This window comes from Vibrio crassostreae, assembly GCF_024347415.1.
GTDB classification, from domain to species: domain Bacteria; phylum Pseudomonadota; class Gammaproteobacteria; order Enterobacterales; family Vibrionaceae; genus Vibrio; species Vibrio crassostreae.
This window is the reverse complement of the sequence record NZ_AP025477.1, coordinates 284,189-304,893: the sequence shown is the minus strand read 5'-3', so window position 1 is coordinate 304,893 and position 20,705 is coordinate 284,189. Positions and strand designations below refer to the sequence as shown.

Sequence of the window (20,705 nt, the reverse complement as noted above, 5' to 3'; positions counted from 1 at the left end):
CATCGTTATGCTTATCAAACCCCTTCAAAATTTTTTACTCAACACCTTGACGCTCTTACGCCTCATTCCAAGTGATGTGATACACATCAAACAGCTAGACCACTATCCCGACATCACGAAAAGGCTGGATGAATATCGAGAGCTGATAGAAAACATTGAGAAACAGACTCACTACTTTAGTAGTGAGTAAGGTATGTGGTCGAAACACCACGCTTTGCTGCACGATAAATACCTTCAGTACTTACTCACGCTGCGCAATCCATCACCACAGCAGATGCGCCACTTACGCGAAAGACCCAAGTGTGTAACCTCTTAATCGCTTTGCCGCACTTAACCAAGGCCTATGATGATGAAAAAAACATGGCTTTACGTCATTACCCTAATGCTGCTTGCTCACCTCCATCCCGCTCTTGCTCAGGAACCTCCTCCAGGGTGGCGATGGTACAACGAACCAAAAGTAAGGCCCGACAAACCCAAACCTAAGCCGCTACCAAGCAACACGCAAACCACCGTCTCAAGTGCTAAAACGTTATCGGCGACCGAACAAATGGCTTGGTTTCACTCTGTGCATATCGAAGCGCAAAACGATGCCGTCCTTCATCCCAAAGATAAAGACAAGCTCGCGAAGTTTTTAGCGTTGAATCATTTTATCACGGACCAAACCGACCAATTAGGCATGACCTTCAAAGCCCTGCTGCTCGAAAGACCGGAGTTTTCTTACACCAAAGACCATCCGACCGAGCAAGCGGCAAGACAGGTGTATTTAGCACTAGAGGATAAGAAGAAAACCGAAGCGGTTGAAAAGATGAAGCAAGACGGATGGGGCTTTTTCTTTGTTTATGAGGGAAAAGATACGCTCAGCCAGCAACTCGCCCCATCCATTCAAGCGTTTGCTGACCAATACCATTTTGAATTATTGGGCATCAGTAATGATGACACCTTCATCACTAACCTCAAAGCAAACCGCCACAACCAAGGCAAAGTCTCGGTGCCTTTTACGCCCGCCTTAATTTTGGTGCAGCCAAGCACTGGAGAGATGAAGCCACTGGCGTACGGCTGGATAAGCCAAAATGATTTAATTGGGCGCTTTTACAACGTCGCCACCGACTTTGAGCAATCGGATTTTTAAAGCGAATCAATCCGTATAAAACCACCAAACGCCATAAACAGAGCCAGTATGGCAAGTCACTCCAACCTTAGTGCAACGTTTGATACAACACACCCAACTTCGTCCAGACCGTTCTCTTAAATGATGTTCACTCTTCTTTTACCCTAAAACGTCAGGAGGCGCTATGCCATTTCTTCGTACCCTTATGCTGGCTTTTTTGCTTCATGCCGCCAGCGCCCACGCGGCCATGCAAAACCAATATGCCCTGGTGTTCTTTTTTGAAAGCACCTGCCCGTACTGCCATAAGACCGCGCCTAAAATCACTCGCCTTGGTGAGCAATTTCAATTGCCGGTTTACGCCTTCTCGGTCGATGGACCGGGTATTTCAGGGTTTGAGGTCCCTATTCCTGTCACACCAGAGATAGGCAAAACCTTTTTCCCAGATCAGAGGAAAACAGTCATGCCTGCGACCTTCTTAATGAACGTGAACAGCCGTAAGTTCTCACGTTTGAGCATTGGAGACGTACCAGAAAGCACGCTGGCTCAAAGCATCCAACAAGCCTTAAGCGATCCGCGAGTGCAGGAGGCGCTGCAATGAAACGTTTACTTTTCCACCACTTATCCACCATTTCGGTGCATAAGCGAGTTATTCCTCTATTTCTCATCAGCTTAACAAGCGCTAGCCACGCTGATACCAATCACTCACTGGCCCGCTTTTTTGATAACTCAGGGTATAACGCCAACGTCTCAAACCCGACGGCTTACCAAGGGCAATCGGCCAACTATTACACCGGGGGCAGTTTGTTTGTGCGTAATCAAATCGTCGAGGCACAGTTGGTCAGCGTCACCGTCCCCTCAATCAGTACGGGATGCTCTGGCATTGATATGTTTATGGGAGGATTTTCACACATCAGCTCAGACCAACTGGTGAAACTGGGCAAAGCGATTATTCATAATGCTCCTCCTTTTATTGTCAATTTAGCCCTGCAAACCTGGGCGCCGCAGCTCAAACAAAACCTGGATAATCTCCAAGCCAGGCTCGACAAATATCTCAATCAATCGGTGAACTCTTGTGAAGCCGCGCAAGCGTCCATCGGTGGACTGGCCGCCTTTGCCGCTCCTGCTACCAAAAAGCATGTCTGCGCGACGCTTGGTACACAAAACAACGCCTTCTCAGATTGGGTGCAAGGTCAACATGAATGTGGCGCAGGGGGCAAAGCTGCGGGTCAGCTAAAAAACGCCAAAAAGGACCCAGCCTTGAAAGACATGACCCAAACCCATCACAACGTAGTTTGGTCCGCGATCATGAATAACGCTTTTTTGGCCTCTGACAAAAACCTCGCGCAATTTATGATGAGCTTGTCAGGCACTTACGTGTACGACAAAAACGGCAACCCGCGTTACTACCCGAGTCTTTTGACCGACAACAACAATCTGGTCAATGTCTTGCTTGAAGGGGGCCAGGCGGACGTTTATCAGTGTCGCAAAACCGCCCCTGAGGCGTGCATTGCCCTCACCAAGCGCAATGATCTCTCCATCACTCAAGCCAACGGGATTCAAAACCAGATACGCACACAACTGGACTCGATACTGCTAACGATAGCGACGGACCAAAACCTCACGGAGAAACAAAAAGGGTTTCTGGAGCTGACTCAAACCCCGGTACTCAAGTTCTTTATTGACGACTTATCCGCCAATCAATCGCCCGATACTGGCAACTACTCACGAATGATAGCGGTGGAGCTGCTTAACCAGTACCTCGTGAGCATGTTGAATGTGGCCAGCCAATCCTTGGCCAACACCAACAACAGCCAGGATGACATCACCCTCATCACGCGTGATGTCGATAACGCCAAACGCTTTACTGCGGGGCTGGCCGACAAAGCCATTGAATCACTCAACACCCGTAATCAACTGATTGACTCGCAAAGAAAAACCGCGCAGCAAAGCACCAAAGAAATCAGCACGACCACCAAACCTGCGCAAGCTTATGGGAACTGACCTATGATACTCGAATATTACACTTACACCTCCGGCGAAGTGGTCAACAAAGCCTTTAATGCGCTGGCCACTTTTTTTAGAACCAATACCTTTGGGGATTACTTACAGATGTGCATGATGCTGGGGCTTGTTACCAGTTTGTTTATCTTCATGCTGTCACGGAACCCCAAAGACCTCATCAAATGGATGGTGGTGTTCTTTGCTGTGCCCCTGTTTCTAATCAATATGAAAGCCGACATGCTTATCATCGATAAGACCCAACCGGGTAAGGCTTACAAGGTGGATAATGTCCCTTACCTCGTGGCCGTGCCTACTTACTTTTTCTCTTCTATCATGGTGGGGATGGCCGAAGGCGTGGAAGGCATTTTCACCACCTCCGACGATGAGCGTTATGGTCGGACTGGGATGTTGTTTGGCTCGGAGCTGTACCAGCTGTCAAGACAATCCAGGATCAATGAGCTGGCGCTACAAAAGCTCTGGCGAGACTACTTTCATAACTGCATGATTGGGGATGTGAGAATCAATGGGAAATACACCTGGGATGAACTCTTTGCCGCGCCTGATATTTTTGCCTTTCTAGACGGCGTTAGGCAAAGCCCACTGCGCGCCCTTTTTCTTGATGAAGGGGGCGGTCAAAGCACCTACAAGCGGTGCGAAGAAGCCTACCCAATCATCAAGCAGCGCTTTAATGATGCCGCAGATAAAAACATGAGTTTGTTAGCGCATCAATTGCTCGGCAAAGACGCGGACCGTTATAAACCCCAAGTGGTGCAATCGTTGCAGCGCAGCTACAACAAATTTTTTGCCATCAGTACCAGCGCGTCCAACACCATCAAACAAAATATGTTGATGAACGAGCTGCGCTATAACCTTGATAGCCTAGACCCAACGCAAGCCGCGCTCAATTACGCCTACACCACCAACAAACTGCAAACCACTTCGATGTGGGCGTCATTAGGCTTAATGGCGAGAGAATACTTGCCAATGCTCCATACGATGCTGTTTATGCTTTTTGCTTGCCTAGGCTTCTTTGTTGCCGGGGCGGCAGTCATTCCTGGCTTAACCATGATGGTGCTCAAAAACTATGTTGGGACGTTTGCCTTTTTGGCCACTTGGCCAGCCTTGTTTGCCATCATCAACGGCTTTCAGCTTTGGGGATTAGAATCGCTGTCTACGGATGTCTCGGGTAAGTTCGGAGGGCTGGTGCTCTCCAACGCGAATACCGCGGATGAGTTGCACAGCCGCTTCGCCTGGATGACGGGGATTTTAATGATAGCCGTCCCTATGATAGCCAAAGGGATTTTAAAAGGCGGTCAAGAAGTCCTGTCGAGTATGAACTACCAGCTCTCAAGCATGATTAACTCGACCAATGCCAGAGCCAGTGCCGCGGCGTCCTCGGGTAATCTGGATTTTGGCAGTATGCAGATTGATAACCACAGCATGAACAACACGCATGCCAATAAGTTTGATACCAACACCCTCGCCAACCAAGGTCATACTTACACCCAAAACCCAGACGGCTCGGTGACCACACAACATGGCGATGGACGCACCACCTACGACAGCTCACACACCACCAGTCGCGGCAACATCAGCGCCAACACACAAAGTATGCTGCAAGAGAGTGTGGCAAATGCCCGCAGCCAAACGCAGCAAAACCTTGAACAAACCAGTACCCAACTGAGTCAAACCATCCAAGGAGGCGCTGCGCTGAGCGACCGCTGGCATGATAGTGTGAGTAAAAACCTGGCTTACGGTGAAGGCAATACCAGTGGTTTTAATACTCAAGTCAACCAAGGTATGAATGACATGCAAACGGCGGTTGACAGCGTGATTCAACAAACGGGTTGGACGATAGACCAATCAAAAGCTTACCTGCAAAGTGTCTATGGCGGCTTCGAGGGTGGCCTAGGAACAGGCAAAGGGGCATCGCCATTCAATTTCGGCGCCAGTGGCGGCGTGAAATGGTCTGATGATGAACGTACGGCTTACAGCAATATGACGACCGAGCAAAAGCAGCAGCTTGAGCAAGCCACGCAGCAATACACCGAAGGGGCCAATGCCGTGACCAGTGCCGGCAGGCAGGTGGATAATAAAGACACCCGAACTTCGGTTGAGCAGTTTGCGCATGACTTTGCGATTAACGCCAGCAACACCAAATCTCTTGGTGCTAGTGCCTTGCAAAGCCAATCGGACTTGAACGCCTTATCGAATACTCAAACGCGCCTAGACTCTGGCAGTGCCAGCTTTACGGCCAACGCTATTCAAGGCTTCCAGAATTACTTGGAAAAAGACATAGGATTAAACCAACCAGACGTCCAACGCCTGATGACCGCCCATCAACCGGAAGATATTGCCGAGGCGAAAGAACGCTGGCAAAAGTTCACTCGCACTGAAGCGTTCGCCACCATGGCAGGACTCGATGGTGACGCGGCAAAAATTGTGGGCAAAATGAACCAAGCGCACCAAGCCAGCACACCAACCCAACAACCAGCACTGACACCCGAGCAAAACAACACGATGGAGAAAGGATGGGCTAGTACCGTCGATACCGTGGCTGCAGCCCGCACGGCTATGCTGCACAACAATGAAACGGGCGGACTCTTTAATCAAGCGCGCTTTGATGGGGTTACCGATGATGTCAAACTTCAGCAAGAGGAAGCGCAGAAGCCCATCATCAAACCTGAGCCGATGATTGAACTGACCGTCAAGTCGCAGGTAAAAAAGGAGGTCACTAGACCCGAAAGGACGGAATACGTCACCTCCGACCAAGCCTATCCAGCAGCGCCAAGATACACACAAAACCCGAAAACATAATATTGATCTCGGTGCATAAAATAGAACTTTATGCACCGCCCAGGTGCTGGTATTATGAACAGGTATCTAAAAGGAGAGTGACCATGAAAACAGTCTTACCATTGCTACTGCTTACCTGTGCGAGCGTGCAAGCTCAACCCCACTCTCCTGAGCTCACTCAACTGCTGAGCGAGATACATGAGCAGTACAATAGCCCCACGCTGATGAAGATAGATAAGAAAGATATGGCGGACATCACCAAACTGCCCTACTTTTTGCAGCACATAGACGAGACGGATACCGTCGAAGCCATACGCTTAAACGCCTACCTACAAGGTTTGCATACTGCGTATTTTGACAATGCCTATAATCAAAAACAGCTAGGCGGTGGAAGTTGGTTCTGTATGCGCGACACCATGGCGCTTGACCCAAGGCGTCATCCTGAATTTCTTGAAGAGATGATCTGGATGGTACTTGAGAAAACCGCCAAAAACGATCCGCAGAAGTTCAGACGAGCAAACTATGCAGGGTCCTTCGGCGTTGATATTTCAATGATTATTAACTACGGCTTACAAACCGAATACCCTTGCTACAGCCCTATCCCTAAGTCATTGCAACTGAACGGTTGGAAATATTAATCTCAGCACAGGATATCCATCGAGATTGAATGTAATTTCAGGTATAAGGCCAGTACGAGAGAATAGAAACGGGTTAAATGTCTTTATTCTAGATTAGGTATTCGTTGGCCGCTGCTTGGGCGCGAAAACGTTCCTTTCAACCCTATAAAGTATTACGTTCCTGTTCCCATGAGTACCAAGCAATAAAGTATCCTCTTAAAATGGCAGCGATCGCATCGATACGCTACTATTTGTTATAATGAATCATTAGAGTAGTAGATCTACCCGACCAAACTTTCTTACGATGGGTTGATCTTACAGTTCTGTGAAGCATCATTTGACCAACTTTTCCTAATGCCAGTAAAGTGTATAGTTTTTAAGCCTGACCATATACTTCAATGTTAGACTTAGATTAAGCGAAGGTGAACTATCTGCCTCTAGCTCATAAAGAAATGAAAATGAGAGAAGTTAAAGACCTAGCGGTAACACCTAGGTCTCAACGGAAAATAGACAGTGCTTAGATTGATTTTGAGATCAAGTCAGCTTTCAGTAGTCCACCTTTAGTCAATAATTTAGGTGAAAAATTAGGGTTTCTACGCTGTTTAAATGCGGCTAGAATTTTCTGTAATCCCTCAGCTTCTAGTAAAGAAATGTTTATCTCTGTATCCATATCAGCAGCATCAATGAAGTCATCAGAAAATGCAGGTGCAACAATAAGTACTTGAGCGACCCTATGCCCATTGGCTTCACAGCGCTTAACATATGCTTTAACTTGTCTAGATGTTGAAGAGTATTTGGAAAATTGTCCATTCTTAAATGACTTTGCTTCACCAACGATAACATCATCATTTTCTAACGAAATGATGATGTCAGCTTTGTCTTTAGCTGTATTGATGTCTTTTCTTAAATCTTCATCAACAGTCATGCTTAGTTGCTCTAGAATCGAACGAGTCGCTTCCTCAAATTTCACACCTATATCGGCTTCTTTGATATCAATACCTGCAGTTTGAAGCCCTTGAAGGTCACGACAGGCCAAAAGATGATAGTTTTCGATGAGTCGATCATTGGCACTGGCAAAACTCTCGATAATTTGGCTTCTAGGGTTGCCACGTCGAGGTAAATTCATATCATTGCGGATAGTCTTAATCTCATCATTGCTATAAAGATAAAGGATATCTAGTGGTGTGATACTTAGTGCTTTGAGGCGTTCAGGATCAAGTGTCTCTTTGTTCTCAATTTCGAAGTCTGCTCTAATCCTATCTTCAACATTTAATTCGTTTTGAGACAGTGCTTCGAGTAGTTCTTTATAGCCACTCACACTAAGTACGTTAAACTCTTCTTCTTCTGACGACCTTAGGTGTTCAATCAAAACGTCAATGCGGTCTTGTAGCCTTGTCCCTATTCTTGAAATATCGAGGTCCATATCTTCAATGAGTTGCTTGATACGTTCTTTTCTCTGATTTTGAGTGGCATCTTCAGCGTGGAGATCGGTCATCAAAATACTTCTGATGGATAAGCCAGAGTGCGCAATGGTGGTTATTTTGTCTTGTCTCTCAACGCCACGAATTTTATATCCGTGATTTTTGAGTATATTGGAGAGGTCAGCATCAGAAAGTGACCTTAGAATGCGAAGAACATATTTATCATGCAGCTCTTTGCCAAGAACGCCATGAAGAGATTCGATAATTTCATCGGCAATCATAATTTCAGAGCGACGGCGGTTTATAAGAATGACACCGTTTTCTCGAAGGTACTCTAATGCACTCTCAATACCTAGTTCTGGAATTGGGTCTATAGAGTGTTCAATTGCATGAACTTCCTCTCTAGAAAGCGCTAGGCGTTCAGCTAAGACATTTAAGATGCAGCGTTCATCTTCAGATATTTTTGCAGTGCGATTAGACCTTAAATCATTGTTAAATGCTGCTTTCATGCACTCACGGTAAATATCTAGGCGGTTCAATCGCTCAAAGTCACTGGTGTCGTTTTCTTCAATCTCTTTTATGAGGCTTTGGCTTAGCTCATCAATCTCGGTATATTCTTTGGCATAAAGATTTTCAATCCAAGGAATGGTAGCAATGCAATTCCCATCTCTGACGAGGATATTGATAAGCAAAGATACTTGAGGTCCGCCGATAGCGATTTGTTCTTTTAGATGCTTTTGGAAAAGAGTCTGAATTAGACTAAATAATTGTGTGATTTCATTGCCTGATGCTGCTTTAAGTTGGCCATCGATTTTCTCAAGTTGTTTGGCTAAATCAGAATCTCCTTTGCTGTCTTGGCATAGCTTATCGATACAATTTACAAACTTTGATCGCTCGACTTGATTTGTGTGGTTAAGAACCAGATTTAACTTCATGAGAATGTCCTGCTGAAATACGTAAAGTAATCCGTGAATGATAACTCCGCATTTTTAGTAGGTATATTAATCAATATCAATCTGTTAACTATGTCACTGGTTTTATATAAGAAACAGGTAAATCGCGAAAGCAACTTACACAATCAATACTGAACTGTAAGAAGAGCGCTGTTAAACAGTCCAGATATGTGCCAACGATCACCGCTAGAATCACATCACCGCTAGAATCACAACTAGAACGTTTGTGCCCCTTTTCAAGTTAGAACCAAAGTTATCCTTCAGCCATTATTGTGACTTTTGACTTACATATAGTAATGCCATCGGGTAGAAATAAATATAGATACCCCTCTACTTAACTGAATAGAATAATGTCAAAACACTAATGAATGATAATAATTCACATTTAACGTTCATTGGATGGTATAATAAAGATATGGACTAATTCTAGTCTTCTCTAACTCATTTAAAAAATAACCCACCTATCATATATTCTGATGGTTGTGCCTTTCTATTATCCTAATATTCTCAAAAGACCTTTATTTTTCAAAAAGGAGGTGTTTGTATGCAAAGATAAAATTCACTTAAAGACAAATGTACTCTATTGAAAGTAATCTTTATTTTTAATGAACATAATTTTTATAAAATTAATTTGTAAGGAAAATATTATGAAAACACCATTTATTGACCACCTATTCAGTAAGATTGTCGAAGGTCGATATGAAAAAGCACTAGCTACAGCAGCTGTGAAAGCAAAGTTAGATCAACTTGAAAATGTTAGTGAAAAAATTGGATCAATGTATGGCGATGATGCTGTTCAAAATGTTCTTGGATACCGTGAAGTCAAAAGGTGCTTAGAGCAATGTCTAGATTTCATTCAAAATTCATCTTCAGATGTCGAAGATGTCGATTTTACTATTTATCTCGATTTTGTGAGATTTAGGTTAAAAGAAGGTGAGCGTATTATCGAATCGGAACTTGCTGATCTTGGCTTATAGCAGTTAATTAATGCTTTTAGTGGGGGGAAACATTTGTTTCTCTTAGTTACTGGTTTCTCTTACAAAAAGTTTCCCGAAGCAGGCATTCACTCAGCATTGCCAAAAATTGTGAACTATTTCCCCCTTCTTTGTCACTAACCTGCTGATTGCCAATTGAAGCGCCACATCAAAGATGGGATTGTAGTTGCATATAAAGAGGCTCTTAGCCATCTAAGTAACTTGATGTGTTTTTATATTTAATTTGTCAGGAGGTAATATGGTAGCTTCAAGAGGTACATGCCCAGAATGTGGTTCAAGTGAAGTAACAAAAGAGAGAATCATGGGTGCTCAAACGGGAGACTTGATTTGCTTAGTGTGCAAATTCTCAGGGTCTCCTTCTCGTTTTGCGAGTAAATCACGTTATAAAGAAAAAGAAGAATAGCAATTAAAAAAGTAAGTGAGCATAGGCTGATAGGGGTGGCAGCAGGAAGTTCGATTCCTTCGGTATCAGTTTTCCTCGTAGCCCTCATATTCCTTGTGTTTATCCGAAGTTTCAGTCTTTTAGTGAAAACTATCAACCAAGAGGAGGGACAGCTTATGAATAAAGTGAAAATAACAGCAATATTCTCAACCCTAGAAACAATTTGGGCTATTGGGGTGAGCTGCATGGCAGGTGCCCTGTCACCCTATGCTTACTTAAACATATTACAAACCGCTCAAGAGGGCATTGAATTAAAGGGGTAATATTTGGCAAAACAGCAAAAAGTCAAACACCATTACTTACCTGAGGTGTATTTAAAAGGATTTACACCAGAGGGTGATGATAAGTTATTTGTGTTAAGAAAACCTTGGGGGAACATCAGTCAAATGCACCCTGCTCAGATGATGTATAAGAAGCACTTATACACCGTCAATGGTTTTGATAATCCTCAGATGATCGAAGATTTTTATCAAGAAGTGGAAAATGAGCTTTCAGACGCCTTTGAAATCGTAGCGGATATTAGAAATAATCCAAGTGAATACGTGGCTTTAAAAAATCAGGTTTCCTTTCATCAATTGGTAAAGTCCATTATTGCTTTTCAATTTTGGAGATCTCCTAGCCAAGAATCATTGGCAATAGAGTTAGCAGAGGAGCTACCATCAATCTTCCAGGCTTTACCAAAGAGTGTTGGGTCTAGTATTGGGTTGAACGTACGCTTTATTGATTATCTGTATAAAAATAGACATGATGAAGCGCATCAGAAGTTAATACAAAATATGGTTCTGCCTGTATTAACTTTTCGAATATATGACGATACGTTAATTGATTTTAGTTTTTTTGTTGCAGAGAAGGACGGTGGACATGTTTTAACATGTGATAATCCAGTTATCTATCAGGATCTTAATCAGTTGTTTAGCTTTGAACTGTTCGCCTTTCCCTTGACGAAGAACATCATTATTGCATCAAACTCGCTGCAAAATGGTTTTACAGTGGATAAGTTCAACAAACACCTTGCTTTACAAGCAGAGGAGCGTGTTGTTGGGGCAGATAAAGAATTTCTTGAACATGCTAGAGAGTGCTGCGGCCTTGGCGCTTAAGAGTGATTTGGGCAAGGACTGAGTATGTTAGACACTCTCCAACCAGTTTCGATTTATTAGGCGGAGGGATTAAAGCAAGGCTTCAACATACTTACTCTAATCCGAAATGGTACGTGCTAGAACATTCTTCTTAACGAATTTTTTCCATCACAGAGTCAGCCAGATCTGATGTGATTTTGTAGGTTGTAGCGGCCATTTAAATAGGAAGGAACCAATGAATAAATACACCAGAGCGATAATTCTGATCACTATGATTATTTGTATCGTTTGGTTTGGCATGGATTCAGTCGAACGACTTGCTAATATTGGCCAGGGGATCGGGAAGTAACTGTGACTCTAACGCAGTGATTCAGGTATTTCAATAAATTTGGGTTAGTAAACGCCCGTTGTTCGAACGGTAGGCGTCGAACAATATAAAAATGGAGATGATGAATATGGAAAGGTTCGCTTATTTTTCACCAGAATTAATTTCAGGAGATGAACTTAACGCTGCTTATATTTTCGCAGCAAAGATTGCTCGAGAAAAGAATGCGCCAATAACAATCTTAGTTAATAACATAGGTACTAGCAGTCAGTTTCTAGAGAAAATCTTTACTGAAGTCGAAAAGAATAAACTTAGAAGATACGAAATCATATCCAAAAACGGTGTCAATATTCAGCTTAAGTCACCCGATGGTTTTAAAGATTACCAATCATATGGTGTAATTCTTGCGTTACATTCTTCTCAAAAAGCTATCAAAAAAATTGAATCCAATGATCAAACTTTAGCAGTAATTGCAGTTGCTGAGATTAACCACTTAGCTGAGCATCTTACCAACTGGAAAACTGAAAAAGGTGTTAAAGAACTTAAGCGACAAGATACGTAACACATATGAGCCCTTCTCTTGTCACATTTACGCGTGGCATTTTCTAGCTCGAAAATGCCCCAAAGTGTGCCAGCTTAAGATTTGGGACATATTTATTTTGTCATCACTTGCCCTATTTTTTCTAATAACTAAATATGTAGTTAGTTTTGTATAGGATGTAATACCGACACTGCCTTCCTCTTAAATTTTTGTTTCATTATTCAGTAATAAAAACAATATGATACGTGATTTTTCTGGGTGTTTCTCTACAATTACATGGAATGTGTCTAGTTAAAAGATACTCTTAAATGCTGCTAGTTGGAGTTCAGTATGTTTGATATAAAGTCCACTCTGAGTGAAGTCGTTAAAGGATTTGATTCTCAAAGTAAGGTAGAGTTTGCTCATGACGTAATGGCAGCAGCCAATACAAAGTTGAACGATCTTTGTTGGTGTCCAAGTGGCAAAAAATTTGGCGAATGTCATGAGCATCGCTTAAATGAACGATTGCTTAATGAGCATGAAATACGGATTGCTATTAATAAAATCTTTGATAGTAAAAAGTACTGTTGTGCATCGTTTGATTCTAGTAATTGCCAGTTACCGATCAAAGGTGCACACACAATTCAACGTGGGCGTGTTCTGTCGAGTTTAGCTGAAAGTGGTCATGTCGGAACATTCTATCGAAACCTTACGGGTTTTGAAGAAACTCGAAAGCTAAAAACGGGTGTTAAAAAAGAGGCCTCTATCTTCTATGGCTTCTGTCATTACCACGATACAGAGCTATTTAAAGCCATAGAGTTAGAGGAATTTCACCCAAGTTTGCCCAATTCTTGGGCTAGCTCGTACCGCGCCGTTTGTCATGAGTATTACCAAAAAAAAGCAGCGATGGAAGCCGTTGAATGGCAAGCAGAAAACATCGATAAAGGGTTAGAGCTTTATCAACAAGTTTTGATTCAAGAAAAACTGTATATCAGCAGACAAAATGTAAGAAAAGGATTTGAAGATATTGAGCGAATAAAACTAGCTTATGAAACAGCATATGAAAGTAAGGATTTTAGTCGAATAACATCATACGTAATTAAATTTGATGCTCCTCTCACTATCGCTGTATGTGCTTCTATATCTCCTTATTACGACTTAAACCATAATAAAATGCAGAATAAAGGGAATCCAAATGATAATTTTCAACATATTGCTCTTTCTACGGTAGCAATCGATGGGAATGCAGCATATGTAATTTCGTATTTATCTGAACATGGCGTTATCGACGCATATGTAAAAGATCTTATATCGAAAGGCAATGAGTTTGTTAAGTCGTGGTTGATGAAATCGATTTTTGCTTATACAGAAAATTGTTTTTTCAAGCTGTCTTGGTGGTCGTCTTTGCCCTCTGAGGTACAAGAAAAGATATACGCATTGGCTATTTCAGAGAACTACACCAAGACCTTCGAGTACGATGACTTAGTAAGTGTAACTGTTACAGGCGATATTGTGGAGATAATCAGCATTTAAGAGTGATTCTCAACGCTTGGCATTTGTCATTTGAGTGTTGGGTTTAGTGTTTATGCTGGTATGGCTAAGTTTCGTGGTAGCGTTGCTCACATATAATGCAGCGCTATTCGTTTTAATCAAAATTTCGAGTAAGGAGATAGATATGATTTTAGACTGTTCGTCTTATGAATCTGTAAAACGGTCACTTTGTGATGCTTTCCATACAACAGAAGAAGATCTCATTTCAGTACTCAAAAGTGTCAAAAATGACAAACAAATCGATTACTATACACTCGAAAAGAATGTTGAAAGTGCTGCTCGAGAAAAGCTCGGTGAGCCTGATAGTGAACTCGAAATACTGTGGTTTCATGGCACTCGTGTTGAAGATCATAAATCATTTAGAGAATATGGGATTCTTACGAAAAGTTTAGTCAAAGGTCAGTTAGTTCAAAGGTTGTCTTCATTGGCATCTGGTTTAGAAAAATCTGGTTCTAATCCTTTTTCCCTATCTATGTCTGGGAAAAATGGTGACCATGATGAAGGACCATTTGCCTTCCTCATAAAGACAGTTGCTATTCAAGCTCCAGGAGCAAACCACAACTATACTGATGCACCTGAGTTGGTTGAAGATATTGCAGGAACTTTACTTGGAAAAAACTATAAAGAGCTTGTATTCCGTTTTCAGGAAGTTACAAAACCATACTTAGTTTCTTTTACTTCTAAACCTCGAGGAGACGAGGTATTTAAAGCTTTGTTCTTTCTGAAACTGATGGTGGATGGTGAGTCAGAATTAGATGCTGGTGAAAGTGCTAATACTTTCTATAATTCGAATGCAGAAGTTATTCCCCCTCATAGGATTAAAAGTTTTCATCATCTAGCAAACTTATAACAGGCCGTTAACCCATAGAAATCTTTATCCAAAACGACCACGTTAGAGTTAAAGCTTTAACTCAAAAATGTCCAGAACCTTCGTAAGCTGAATTTTCGCCCGTGTGTGATCACCAAGCGATTCTGTCGTACCTTAATTACCAAGCGACTTTGTCATTACAATAACTACCGAGGGAAAATGTCGGGACTGATTTAGCGTACTTTTTAAAGTAATCAAATGAGCTTTAAAGGATGCTAAGGATGTTCTATATGGATTCAAAATCACAGTTTACTGTCGATATCATTAGCAAAGTCATTGATGGCAAAATTACTATCAATAGTGCCACGCAATTACTGCAAAAATCACGAAGAACCGTTGAACGTTACTTGAGTCGCTATCGCAAGGAAGGCATTCGGTTCGTGGTTCATGGTAACACTGGTCGTGCTCCCATCAATAAAATCCCTGAGTCACTCAAGAAGGAGGTTCAAGCCCTCATTCAAACCAAGTACTACGACTTTAATCTTCAACATCTCTCGGAGCTTTTGAGCAAAAATGAAGGACTGTCGATTAAGCGTGAAACGTTGCGTTCTTGGGCTCATGACATTCACCATGTGAAGCGTTCTAAACGCCGTAGAAGTCGAGTAAGGAAGTATCGAGAGCGTATGCCGTTGCCTGGGCTTATGCTGCAAATGGATGGCAGCCCTCATCGCTGGTTTGGTGATGAGAAGTCTTGCTTGATTGCCATCATTGATGACGCTACTAGTGATATTCATGCGCAGTTCTTCCCTTCAGAGACCACCGAAGGCTGTATGAAGGTGATGCGAGCTTATATTGAAAAGCGAGGCATATTCAAAACTCTCTACGTGGATCGAGCAGGTATCTTTGGTGGGCCGAAACGCAGCAACTTCTCGCAAATGCAGCGAGCTTGTGATGAACTCGGTATCGAAATTATCTTCGCCAACTCACCTCAAGGGAAGGGACGAATCGAACGAGCCTTCGACACCTTCCAAGACCGCCTTGTCCCCGAACTGCGCCTCAATAACATCGCTGACATGGAGAGCGCAAACCGATACTTACAAGAGGAGTTTATCCCCAAATACTGGGTGAATAATGTGATGGTTCAGGCGACTAAATCGAGCTCTGCGTTCAAGTCGTTGCCACCTGACCTAGACCTTAACAGCATCTGCGTACAGAAAGAATATCGAACGATACGACGTGACCACACGTTTAGCTTTGATAACAAAATGTACGTTATCGACTCGCCAGTACGTTACTCCATAGAGAACCAAAAAGTAGAAATACGATGTCAGTTCGATGGTACCTTCTCTGCTTACTTCGGTCATCGACGGTTAGACATTACTGAGTTAGTAGAGCCACGTAAATGCAACGAATACGGCAAAGAGGTACAACGTAAAATAGAGGCTCTGGAGTTGGTTGCAGAGCTTGGTAGTGTCTCTAAAGCCGCTCGTATCTTAGGTTGCTCACGCCAAACCTTATATACCTATCAGCAAATAATGGAAGAGGAAGGGCCACTTGGCCTCAAACGGATTAATAAGCCACTGAAGCGCAGTAAAAACGCAATCCCAGAGAGCACCGAAGATAGGATTATCGAGTTGACGTTACTCAACCCGCATAATACGTCGATACAAGTGATGAAACTACTCAAACAAGAAAACATTACCGTGAGTATCAGTACCATCCAGACTATCTGGAAAAGAGAAAAGCTCAATACACGAGAGATGAGAATCAAGCAATCCCAATCAATGAGTATCGATGTGTGAGGCAGTTGAACGATATGAATACTAGAATATAAAGGCAATGACAGAATCGGTTGGTACTTATCCCGTCATGTTCCCTCAGTAATGACACTGAATTTTCGCCCGTGTGTTATATCTGTTGTGTTCGTTAATGCATGTGGCAATCGTTTACGCCTCGTTATTCATTCGTAACTTGCCATCTTTCTTGTTGTGCCTGTGAAGTTGTCTGATACTTCGATACGTTTCATTTCGATGTTCATGGTGGGTTCGATTTTTTTAAGACGTGCTATATCACTGGCGATTCGTTTACAGCCTAAAAACAAGATACCATCGAGTGGTGTTATGACATCTCCAGCCTTGAGGCAATCAACGAGGGAGGTGGCAGAGAGTGGTGTTTTTGTCCCAGCAACGTAGCGGGTTGCCACAAACTCATTCGTATAGTGAATTTCTTTTGGTAACATTTGTTCGCTTTTGGCGTAAATCATTCCGCTTTGTTTACCATTAATAACTCGATGCTCTTTATACACTCGTGTTTCCTCGCCTATGGTGGCCATAGCTTGTGGTGCGCGTGTGATGAATAAGCGAAAAGGTAGATCTTCACTTGTGATGTAATCGACAAGGTTAAACGCTAATCTTGCTCTCGCGATCTCTCCGAGTGGCTTGTCACAACAGATTTGTAGAACCTGATCCCATTGGCTGGTCAGTCGAGTGCTTTCTTTATCGCTTCTAACTTTAACCTTTTGAATATCGTAATGAATTATCTTTTCCATGGTTGATTTGGCCTTCCGTTTTGCTTGCTTCGTTAAATTCCAACCTAACATTATTTTTTTTATAACAAATTAAAGCAGTTATCCACAAAGTTTGGGCGTGACCTGTCTAAAACCTTCGTAGATTGAGTTTATACTCATGGTACTAAATAGATCGAAATCACCTAAAAATGCCGATAATTGTTTTCAAATTGAAGTAAAAAGCGCCAATTATAAAACTTACCGCGACACTAATAGGCGGGTATATTAGTTGACTTCTAAAAGAGCCCAATGATGGTTACTTTGCAATTGGAGTATATTACCGCCAGTGCTCCTTGAAGCGAGAATTAGAGCAACTGCCATTGATTTCTTGAGAGGTAATGGGGGGTTGGTTAATCTCTTCACCCTCGTTAGGGTACCAATAGGCGGATACCTACTTATAAGCTCTCATCCGCTCCAAATTCACGAGTTGTGATCTGATTTAACTTTTTGGTGAAATTACCTCTGTTAATCCCTAAAACCCTAGCAGCCTTAGACTGATTACCGCGCGTATGAGTTATCAACTCAGTAAACAATATTTCAAACACAGCAGGAGTCACCCAAGACATATCAGGGCTAACTGATTGTTTATCAAACCATGTCGGTTCCAGTTCTGCTCGGATAAGTTTTTTTAAATGGTCTTTGTTGATTGGGGTTAGTTGGTCATTCATAGAAGTTGAAGGTCATTAAGGAACGTTATCATTCTAACAAATTTACCGTGAAATCGCCTTAAAATCAGCCGACGCGGGAAAATACGAATACGATGGACACTACCCAGCGTAATAAGCAACGAGGACATTTTTAATCATAGGCTCAAAGCCATTCGTTTCCAAAAACACTCGACCAATCACTGTCCGGTAATGCCCATCATTAGCATAAAGATCACCATCTCTATTACACAGAGACCAATTTCGCTTTTCTTCCTAAAAATAGTAATCAGGATTGCTTTGAAGGTTTCGAGCATAACGCTGACCAAGTTCGAGACCGTGAGGATTATCAGCGCAAGGAAATAAAACCACCCAAGTTTTTCCAGCATGTCGGGGCTCTAGACTCCCCACCCCGTCGGAGAGGTGAACATCCGTGACTTACCTTCTGCATGCGTAAATTTTTTTCATCTCAGAGCCCTACACCGCAATACCATTAGCCAAAAACCGTTCAATTGTTGGCCAGCTCATCTGCATACGCAGGTAATTATCTAAAAAAGTACTCCATTTCACTCTAAAGGAACCACGATGCCTAGACCTAAACGCGCGTCCGGCAACCACTTTACCCGTGGCGGACAAATTACTTTTCACTCCATTCGGATGTTCTTTCAAGTCAACAATACTTTAGTCTACGCCGCCATTTGGTCGGTGATAGCGCTCACTGGCGTTCTTACCTGGCTACGCGCGCCCGATAACGCCTTTTGGTCTGTGTTCTACTACTGGCGCAATCATATCTATGCCAACTTTGGGCACGATCTTAACAGCGAAGTCACGACTTTCTGGGGCGGGAAACGCTACGTTGGCACTCTCGCTTCCCAACTGGAAAACACCCAACTCATCAATCTCTACGATAACGTGATACGCCAGGCACAAATCAACTTTTTGATTGGCATCGGTATTGCTTTCACCATCTTATTGCTCGTCATGACTTTCTTTAAACGACAAGGCGAAAAACAAAGTGAAGATTTTCACGTCCGAGGCTTTCAATACGCCGAGCCCAAAGTGCTCACTAACGATTTAAAAAAACGGGCAAAGAAACTCAAAAAACAGGGCGTAGGTAACGGGCGGATTTCTGATTTCAAAGTGGATGGGCAGGCCTTGTTTAAACATGAGTTTGAAGTTCAGCATATGCTCATCGACGGCACCACAGGGGTCGGTAAATCCGTCATGCTTCGTAAACTATTACGCTGGATACGTAAACGTGGGGATAAAGCCATTATTTATGATAAAGGCTGCACCTTTACCAGCAAGTTCTTTGACCCTACCCAAGACACCTTACTCAATCCCTTTGATGAACGCTGCGCCAATTGGAACGTCTGGTGTGATGCTAAGGATGCCCCTGATTTTGAAAACATTGCGAACGCGCTTATCCCGCAACATGGGGAAGGCGATCCGTTCTGGGTTGATTCCGCTCGGACTATCTTTTCAAGTGCGGCGTATCGCATGAGCCAAGATGACAAGCCCTGCTCGACCGCAAGGCTACTTAGCCTGATTTTAACCTCAGAGCTCGAAGCGTTGGGTAATTTCCTACAAGGTACGGAGTCGGCATCCTTAGTCTCCAAGGACATCAAAAAGACCGCCATCTCGATTAAGTCCGTGTTGGCCACTTACATTAAGAGCCTACGCTTTTTAGATGGACTGGATGAAAAAGGCGATAAAGGCCAACCCAAACGCAAGCCGTTTTCCATCACCGATTGGGTACAAGATGATAAACAAAAAGGCTTTTTATTCTTATCCAGTAACGCGCAGCAACACGCCTCTCTGCGTCCTTTGATTTCGACTTGGCTTGCCATTGCCTCTAACGCTATCTTGGGACTCAAAGCCGATGAAGACCGCCGTATCTGGGTGATTATGGATGAGATGCCGAGTCTACATAAATTACCTGAGCTTGATAACATCATTTCAGAAGTGCGTAAGTTTGGGGGCTGTTATGTGATTGGTCTCCAATCATATGCGCAGCTCGTGAAAACCTACGGCAAAAATACCGCGGACGTCATTTTTGATTTACTCAACTCTCGCTTTTACTTTCGCGCACCATCAGCGCAGATGGCGCAAATCTCATCCAAAGATTTGGGTGAGCAAGAGGTGGACGTCTCAAGAGAGCACATTTCTTACGGTGCAAATGCACTGCGTGATGGGGTATCGATTGGCCACCAGACGGTGACACGACCGGTTATCTCTAGCAGTGAAATCCAAGCCATGGATGATTTGCAATGTTACCTTCGCGTACCAGGAAGCAGCTTCATCACTCAACTGGATTTGCACTTTGATAAAATGCGAGATGTGACACCGGCCTTTATCAAACGTAATTACACCCCATCGCCCGCCATGACCAAGGCGTATCAAAAAGCGATTTACTTTGAGTGTGTCGCCCCGGGTATGCTCCTCAACGAAGAAGAGCGGAATGCACTCACCGAAATCCAAGCCAAGCAGTTTGAAACGCCGGAAGAGATGAAGCTGGAAACCGACCAAATCCAACAAGCACAACGAAGTGAGACGGTCAAAGCGTTAACCAGCAAGGAGACCGAAAAGCTCAAATCAGACAGTGACCATAAAGAGCGAGCGCAGCAAGAGCTTGAAGAGTCGGCGATATCTCAAGATATCGAAATGGACTCGGGAGAAATGGTGGAATGAATAGTCATTACGTTTTGAGGAACTTAAAAAACACTCTGGAGGGGATATCTGAATGTGAATTATGGGCTTACTATAACTCAAACGACATTGCTCACATTGCTTCCAGTGTAATTTCAAGCTTAATCTTGAAAAGCTCCCATTTTTCAATTTATTTAGCTAGCGGCATACTAATCTATGCCGCTTTTCTTTCT

The 20,705-nt window shown here is 43.1% G+C and carries 18 protein-coding genes; 15 read left to right on the top strand and 3 right to left on the bottom strand.

All coding sequences use genetic code 11. The features are described from left to right. The first annotated feature begins 7 nt into the window (after positions 1 to 7). From OC193_RS17130 to OC193_RS17105, 6 genes are all read left to right on the top strand, one after another. Positions 8 to 190, top strand: a complete 183-nt coding sequence (locus tag OC193_RS17130; protein ID WP_017096425.1) for a hypothetical protein — start codon at positions 8 to 10, stop codon at positions 188 to 190. Between the two features lie 153 nt (positions 191 to 343). Next, complete coding sequence (gene traF / locus OC193_RS17125; protein WP_080967694.1) at positions 344 to 1,129, top strand: type-F conjugative transfer system pilin assembly protein TraF; 786 nt, start codon at positions 344 to 346, stop codon at positions 1,127 to 1,129. 163 nt (positions 1,130 to 1,292) lie between these two features. Further along, complete coding sequence (gene trbB / locus OC193_RS17120; RefSeq protein ID WP_048659824.1) at positions 1,293 to 1,706, top strand: type-F conjugative transfer system pilin assembly thiol-disulfide isomerase TrbB; 414 nt, start codon at positions 1,293 to 1,295, stop codon at positions 1,704 to 1,706. Continuing rightward, positions 1,703 to 3,109, top strand: a complete 1,407-nt coding sequence (locus OC193_RS17115; RefSeq protein ID WP_048659825.1) for a conjugal transfer protein TraH — start codon at positions 1,703 to 1,705, stop codon at positions 3,107 to 3,109. Before trbB ends, OC193_RS17115 begins: the two co-directional genes overlap by 4 nt. Before the next feature lie 3 nt (positions 3,110 to 3,112). Next, a complete protein-coding gene (gene traG / locus OC193_RS17110; RefSeq protein WP_048667242.1) occupies positions 3,113 to 5,926 on the top strand; it encodes a conjugal transfer mating-pair stabilization protein TraG in 2,814 nt (937 codons plus the stop codon). Between the two features lie 83 nt (positions 5,927 to 6,009). Continuing rightward, a complete protein-coding gene (locus OC193_RS17105; protein ID WP_048659836.1) occupies positions 6,010 to 6,543 on the top strand; it encodes a hypothetical protein in 534 nt (177 codons plus the stop codon). Between the two features lie 496 nt (positions 6,544 to 7,039). Here the strand turns inward: OC193_RS17105 and OC193_RS17100 are convergent, their stop codons facing one another. Next, positions 7,040 to 8,878, bottom strand: coding sequence for a hypothetical protein (locus OC193_RS17100; RefSeq protein ID WP_048659837.1), 1,839 nt, complete (start codon positions 8,876 to 8,878; stop codon positions 7,040 to 7,042). A 665-nt stretch (positions 8,879 to 9,543) separates the two neighbouring features. Between OC193_RS17100 and OC193_RS17095 the strand changes: the two genes are divergently transcribed. From OC193_RS17095 to OC193_RS17060, 8 genes are all read left to right on the top strand, one after another. Next, a complete protein-coding gene (locus OC193_RS17095; RefSeq protein WP_048659838.1) occupies positions 9,544 to 9,873 on the top strand; it encodes a hypothetical protein in 330 nt (109 codons plus the stop codon). 256 nt (positions 9,874 to 10,129) lie between these two features. Further along, entirely contained in the window at positions 10,130 to 10,294 is a 165-nt protein-coding gene (locus OC193_RS17090) for an Eag protein (RefSeq protein ID WP_132785177.1), read from the top strand. Positions 10,295 to 10,449: 155 nt separating this feature from the next. Continuing rightward, a complete protein-coding gene (locus OC193_RS17085) occupies positions 10,450 to 10,596 on the top strand; it encodes a hypothetical protein (RefSeq protein ID WP_155407275.1) in 147 nt (48 codons plus the stop codon). A 3-nt stretch (positions 10,597 to 10,599) separates the two neighbouring features. After that, positions 10,600 to 11,430 (top strand): DUF4238 domain-containing protein, encoded by an 831-nt coding sequence (locus tag OC193_RS17080; RefSeq protein WP_048659841.1) that lies wholly within the window; start codon positions 10,600 to 10,602, stop codon positions 11,428 to 11,430. A gap of 434 nt (positions 11,431 to 11,864) precedes the next feature. Continuing rightward, entirely contained in the window at positions 11,865 to 12,296 is a 432-nt protein-coding gene (locus OC193_RS17075) for a hypothetical protein (protein WP_048659842.1), read from the top strand. Between the two features lie 309 nt (positions 12,297 to 12,605). Beyond that, positions 12,606 to 13,787, top strand: coding sequence for an SEC-C metal-binding domain-containing protein (locus OC193_RS17070; RefSeq protein ID WP_048659843.1), 1,182 nt, complete (start codon positions 12,606 to 12,608; stop codon positions 13,785 to 13,787). A 142-nt stretch (positions 13,788 to 13,929) separates the two neighbouring features. Beyond that, positions 13,930 to 14,655 (top strand): hypothetical protein, encoded by a 726-nt coding sequence (locus OC193_RS17065; RefSeq protein ID WP_048659844.1) that lies wholly within the window; start codon positions 13,930 to 13,932, stop codon positions 14,653 to 14,655. Positions 14,656 to 14,894: 239 nt separating this feature from the next. Beyond that, positions 14,895 to 16,415 carry an ISNCY family transposase gene (locus OC193_RS17060; RefSeq protein ID WP_080967696.1) on the top strand — a complete coding sequence of 507 codons (1,521 nt, stop codon included), beginning with the start codon at positions 14,895 to 14,897 and terminating at the stop codon, positions 16,413 to 16,415. A 158-nt stretch (positions 16,416 to 16,573) separates the two neighbouring features. Here OC193_RS17060 and OC193_RS17055 read toward each other — a convergent pair whose 3' ends face one another. Continuing rightward, on the bottom strand, positions 16,574 to 17,161 hold the full coding sequence (locus OC193_RS17055; RefSeq protein ID WP_243657235.1) for an ECs1377 family protein: 588 nt from the start codon (positions 17,159 to 17,161) through the stop codon (positions 16,574 to 16,576). Positions 17,162 to 17,574: 413 nt separating this feature from the next. Further along, positions 17,575 to 17,847 carry a helix-turn-helix domain-containing protein gene (locus OC193_RS17050; protein ID WP_048659846.1) on the bottom strand — a complete coding sequence of 91 codons (273 nt, stop codon included), beginning with the start codon at positions 17,845 to 17,847 and terminating at the stop codon, positions 17,575 to 17,577. A gap of 561 nt (positions 17,848 to 18,408) precedes the next feature. Here OC193_RS17050 and traD point away from each other — a divergent pair. After that, the gene (gene traD, locus OC193_RS17045) at positions 18,409 to 20,514 is read left to right on the top strand and encodes a type IV conjugative transfer system coupling protein TraD (RefSeq protein WP_048659848.1); all 2,106 of its coding nucleotides are present in this window, start codon (positions 18,409 to 18,411) and stop codon (positions 20,512 to 20,514) included. Positions 20,515 to 20,705: the final 191 nt, after the last annotated feature.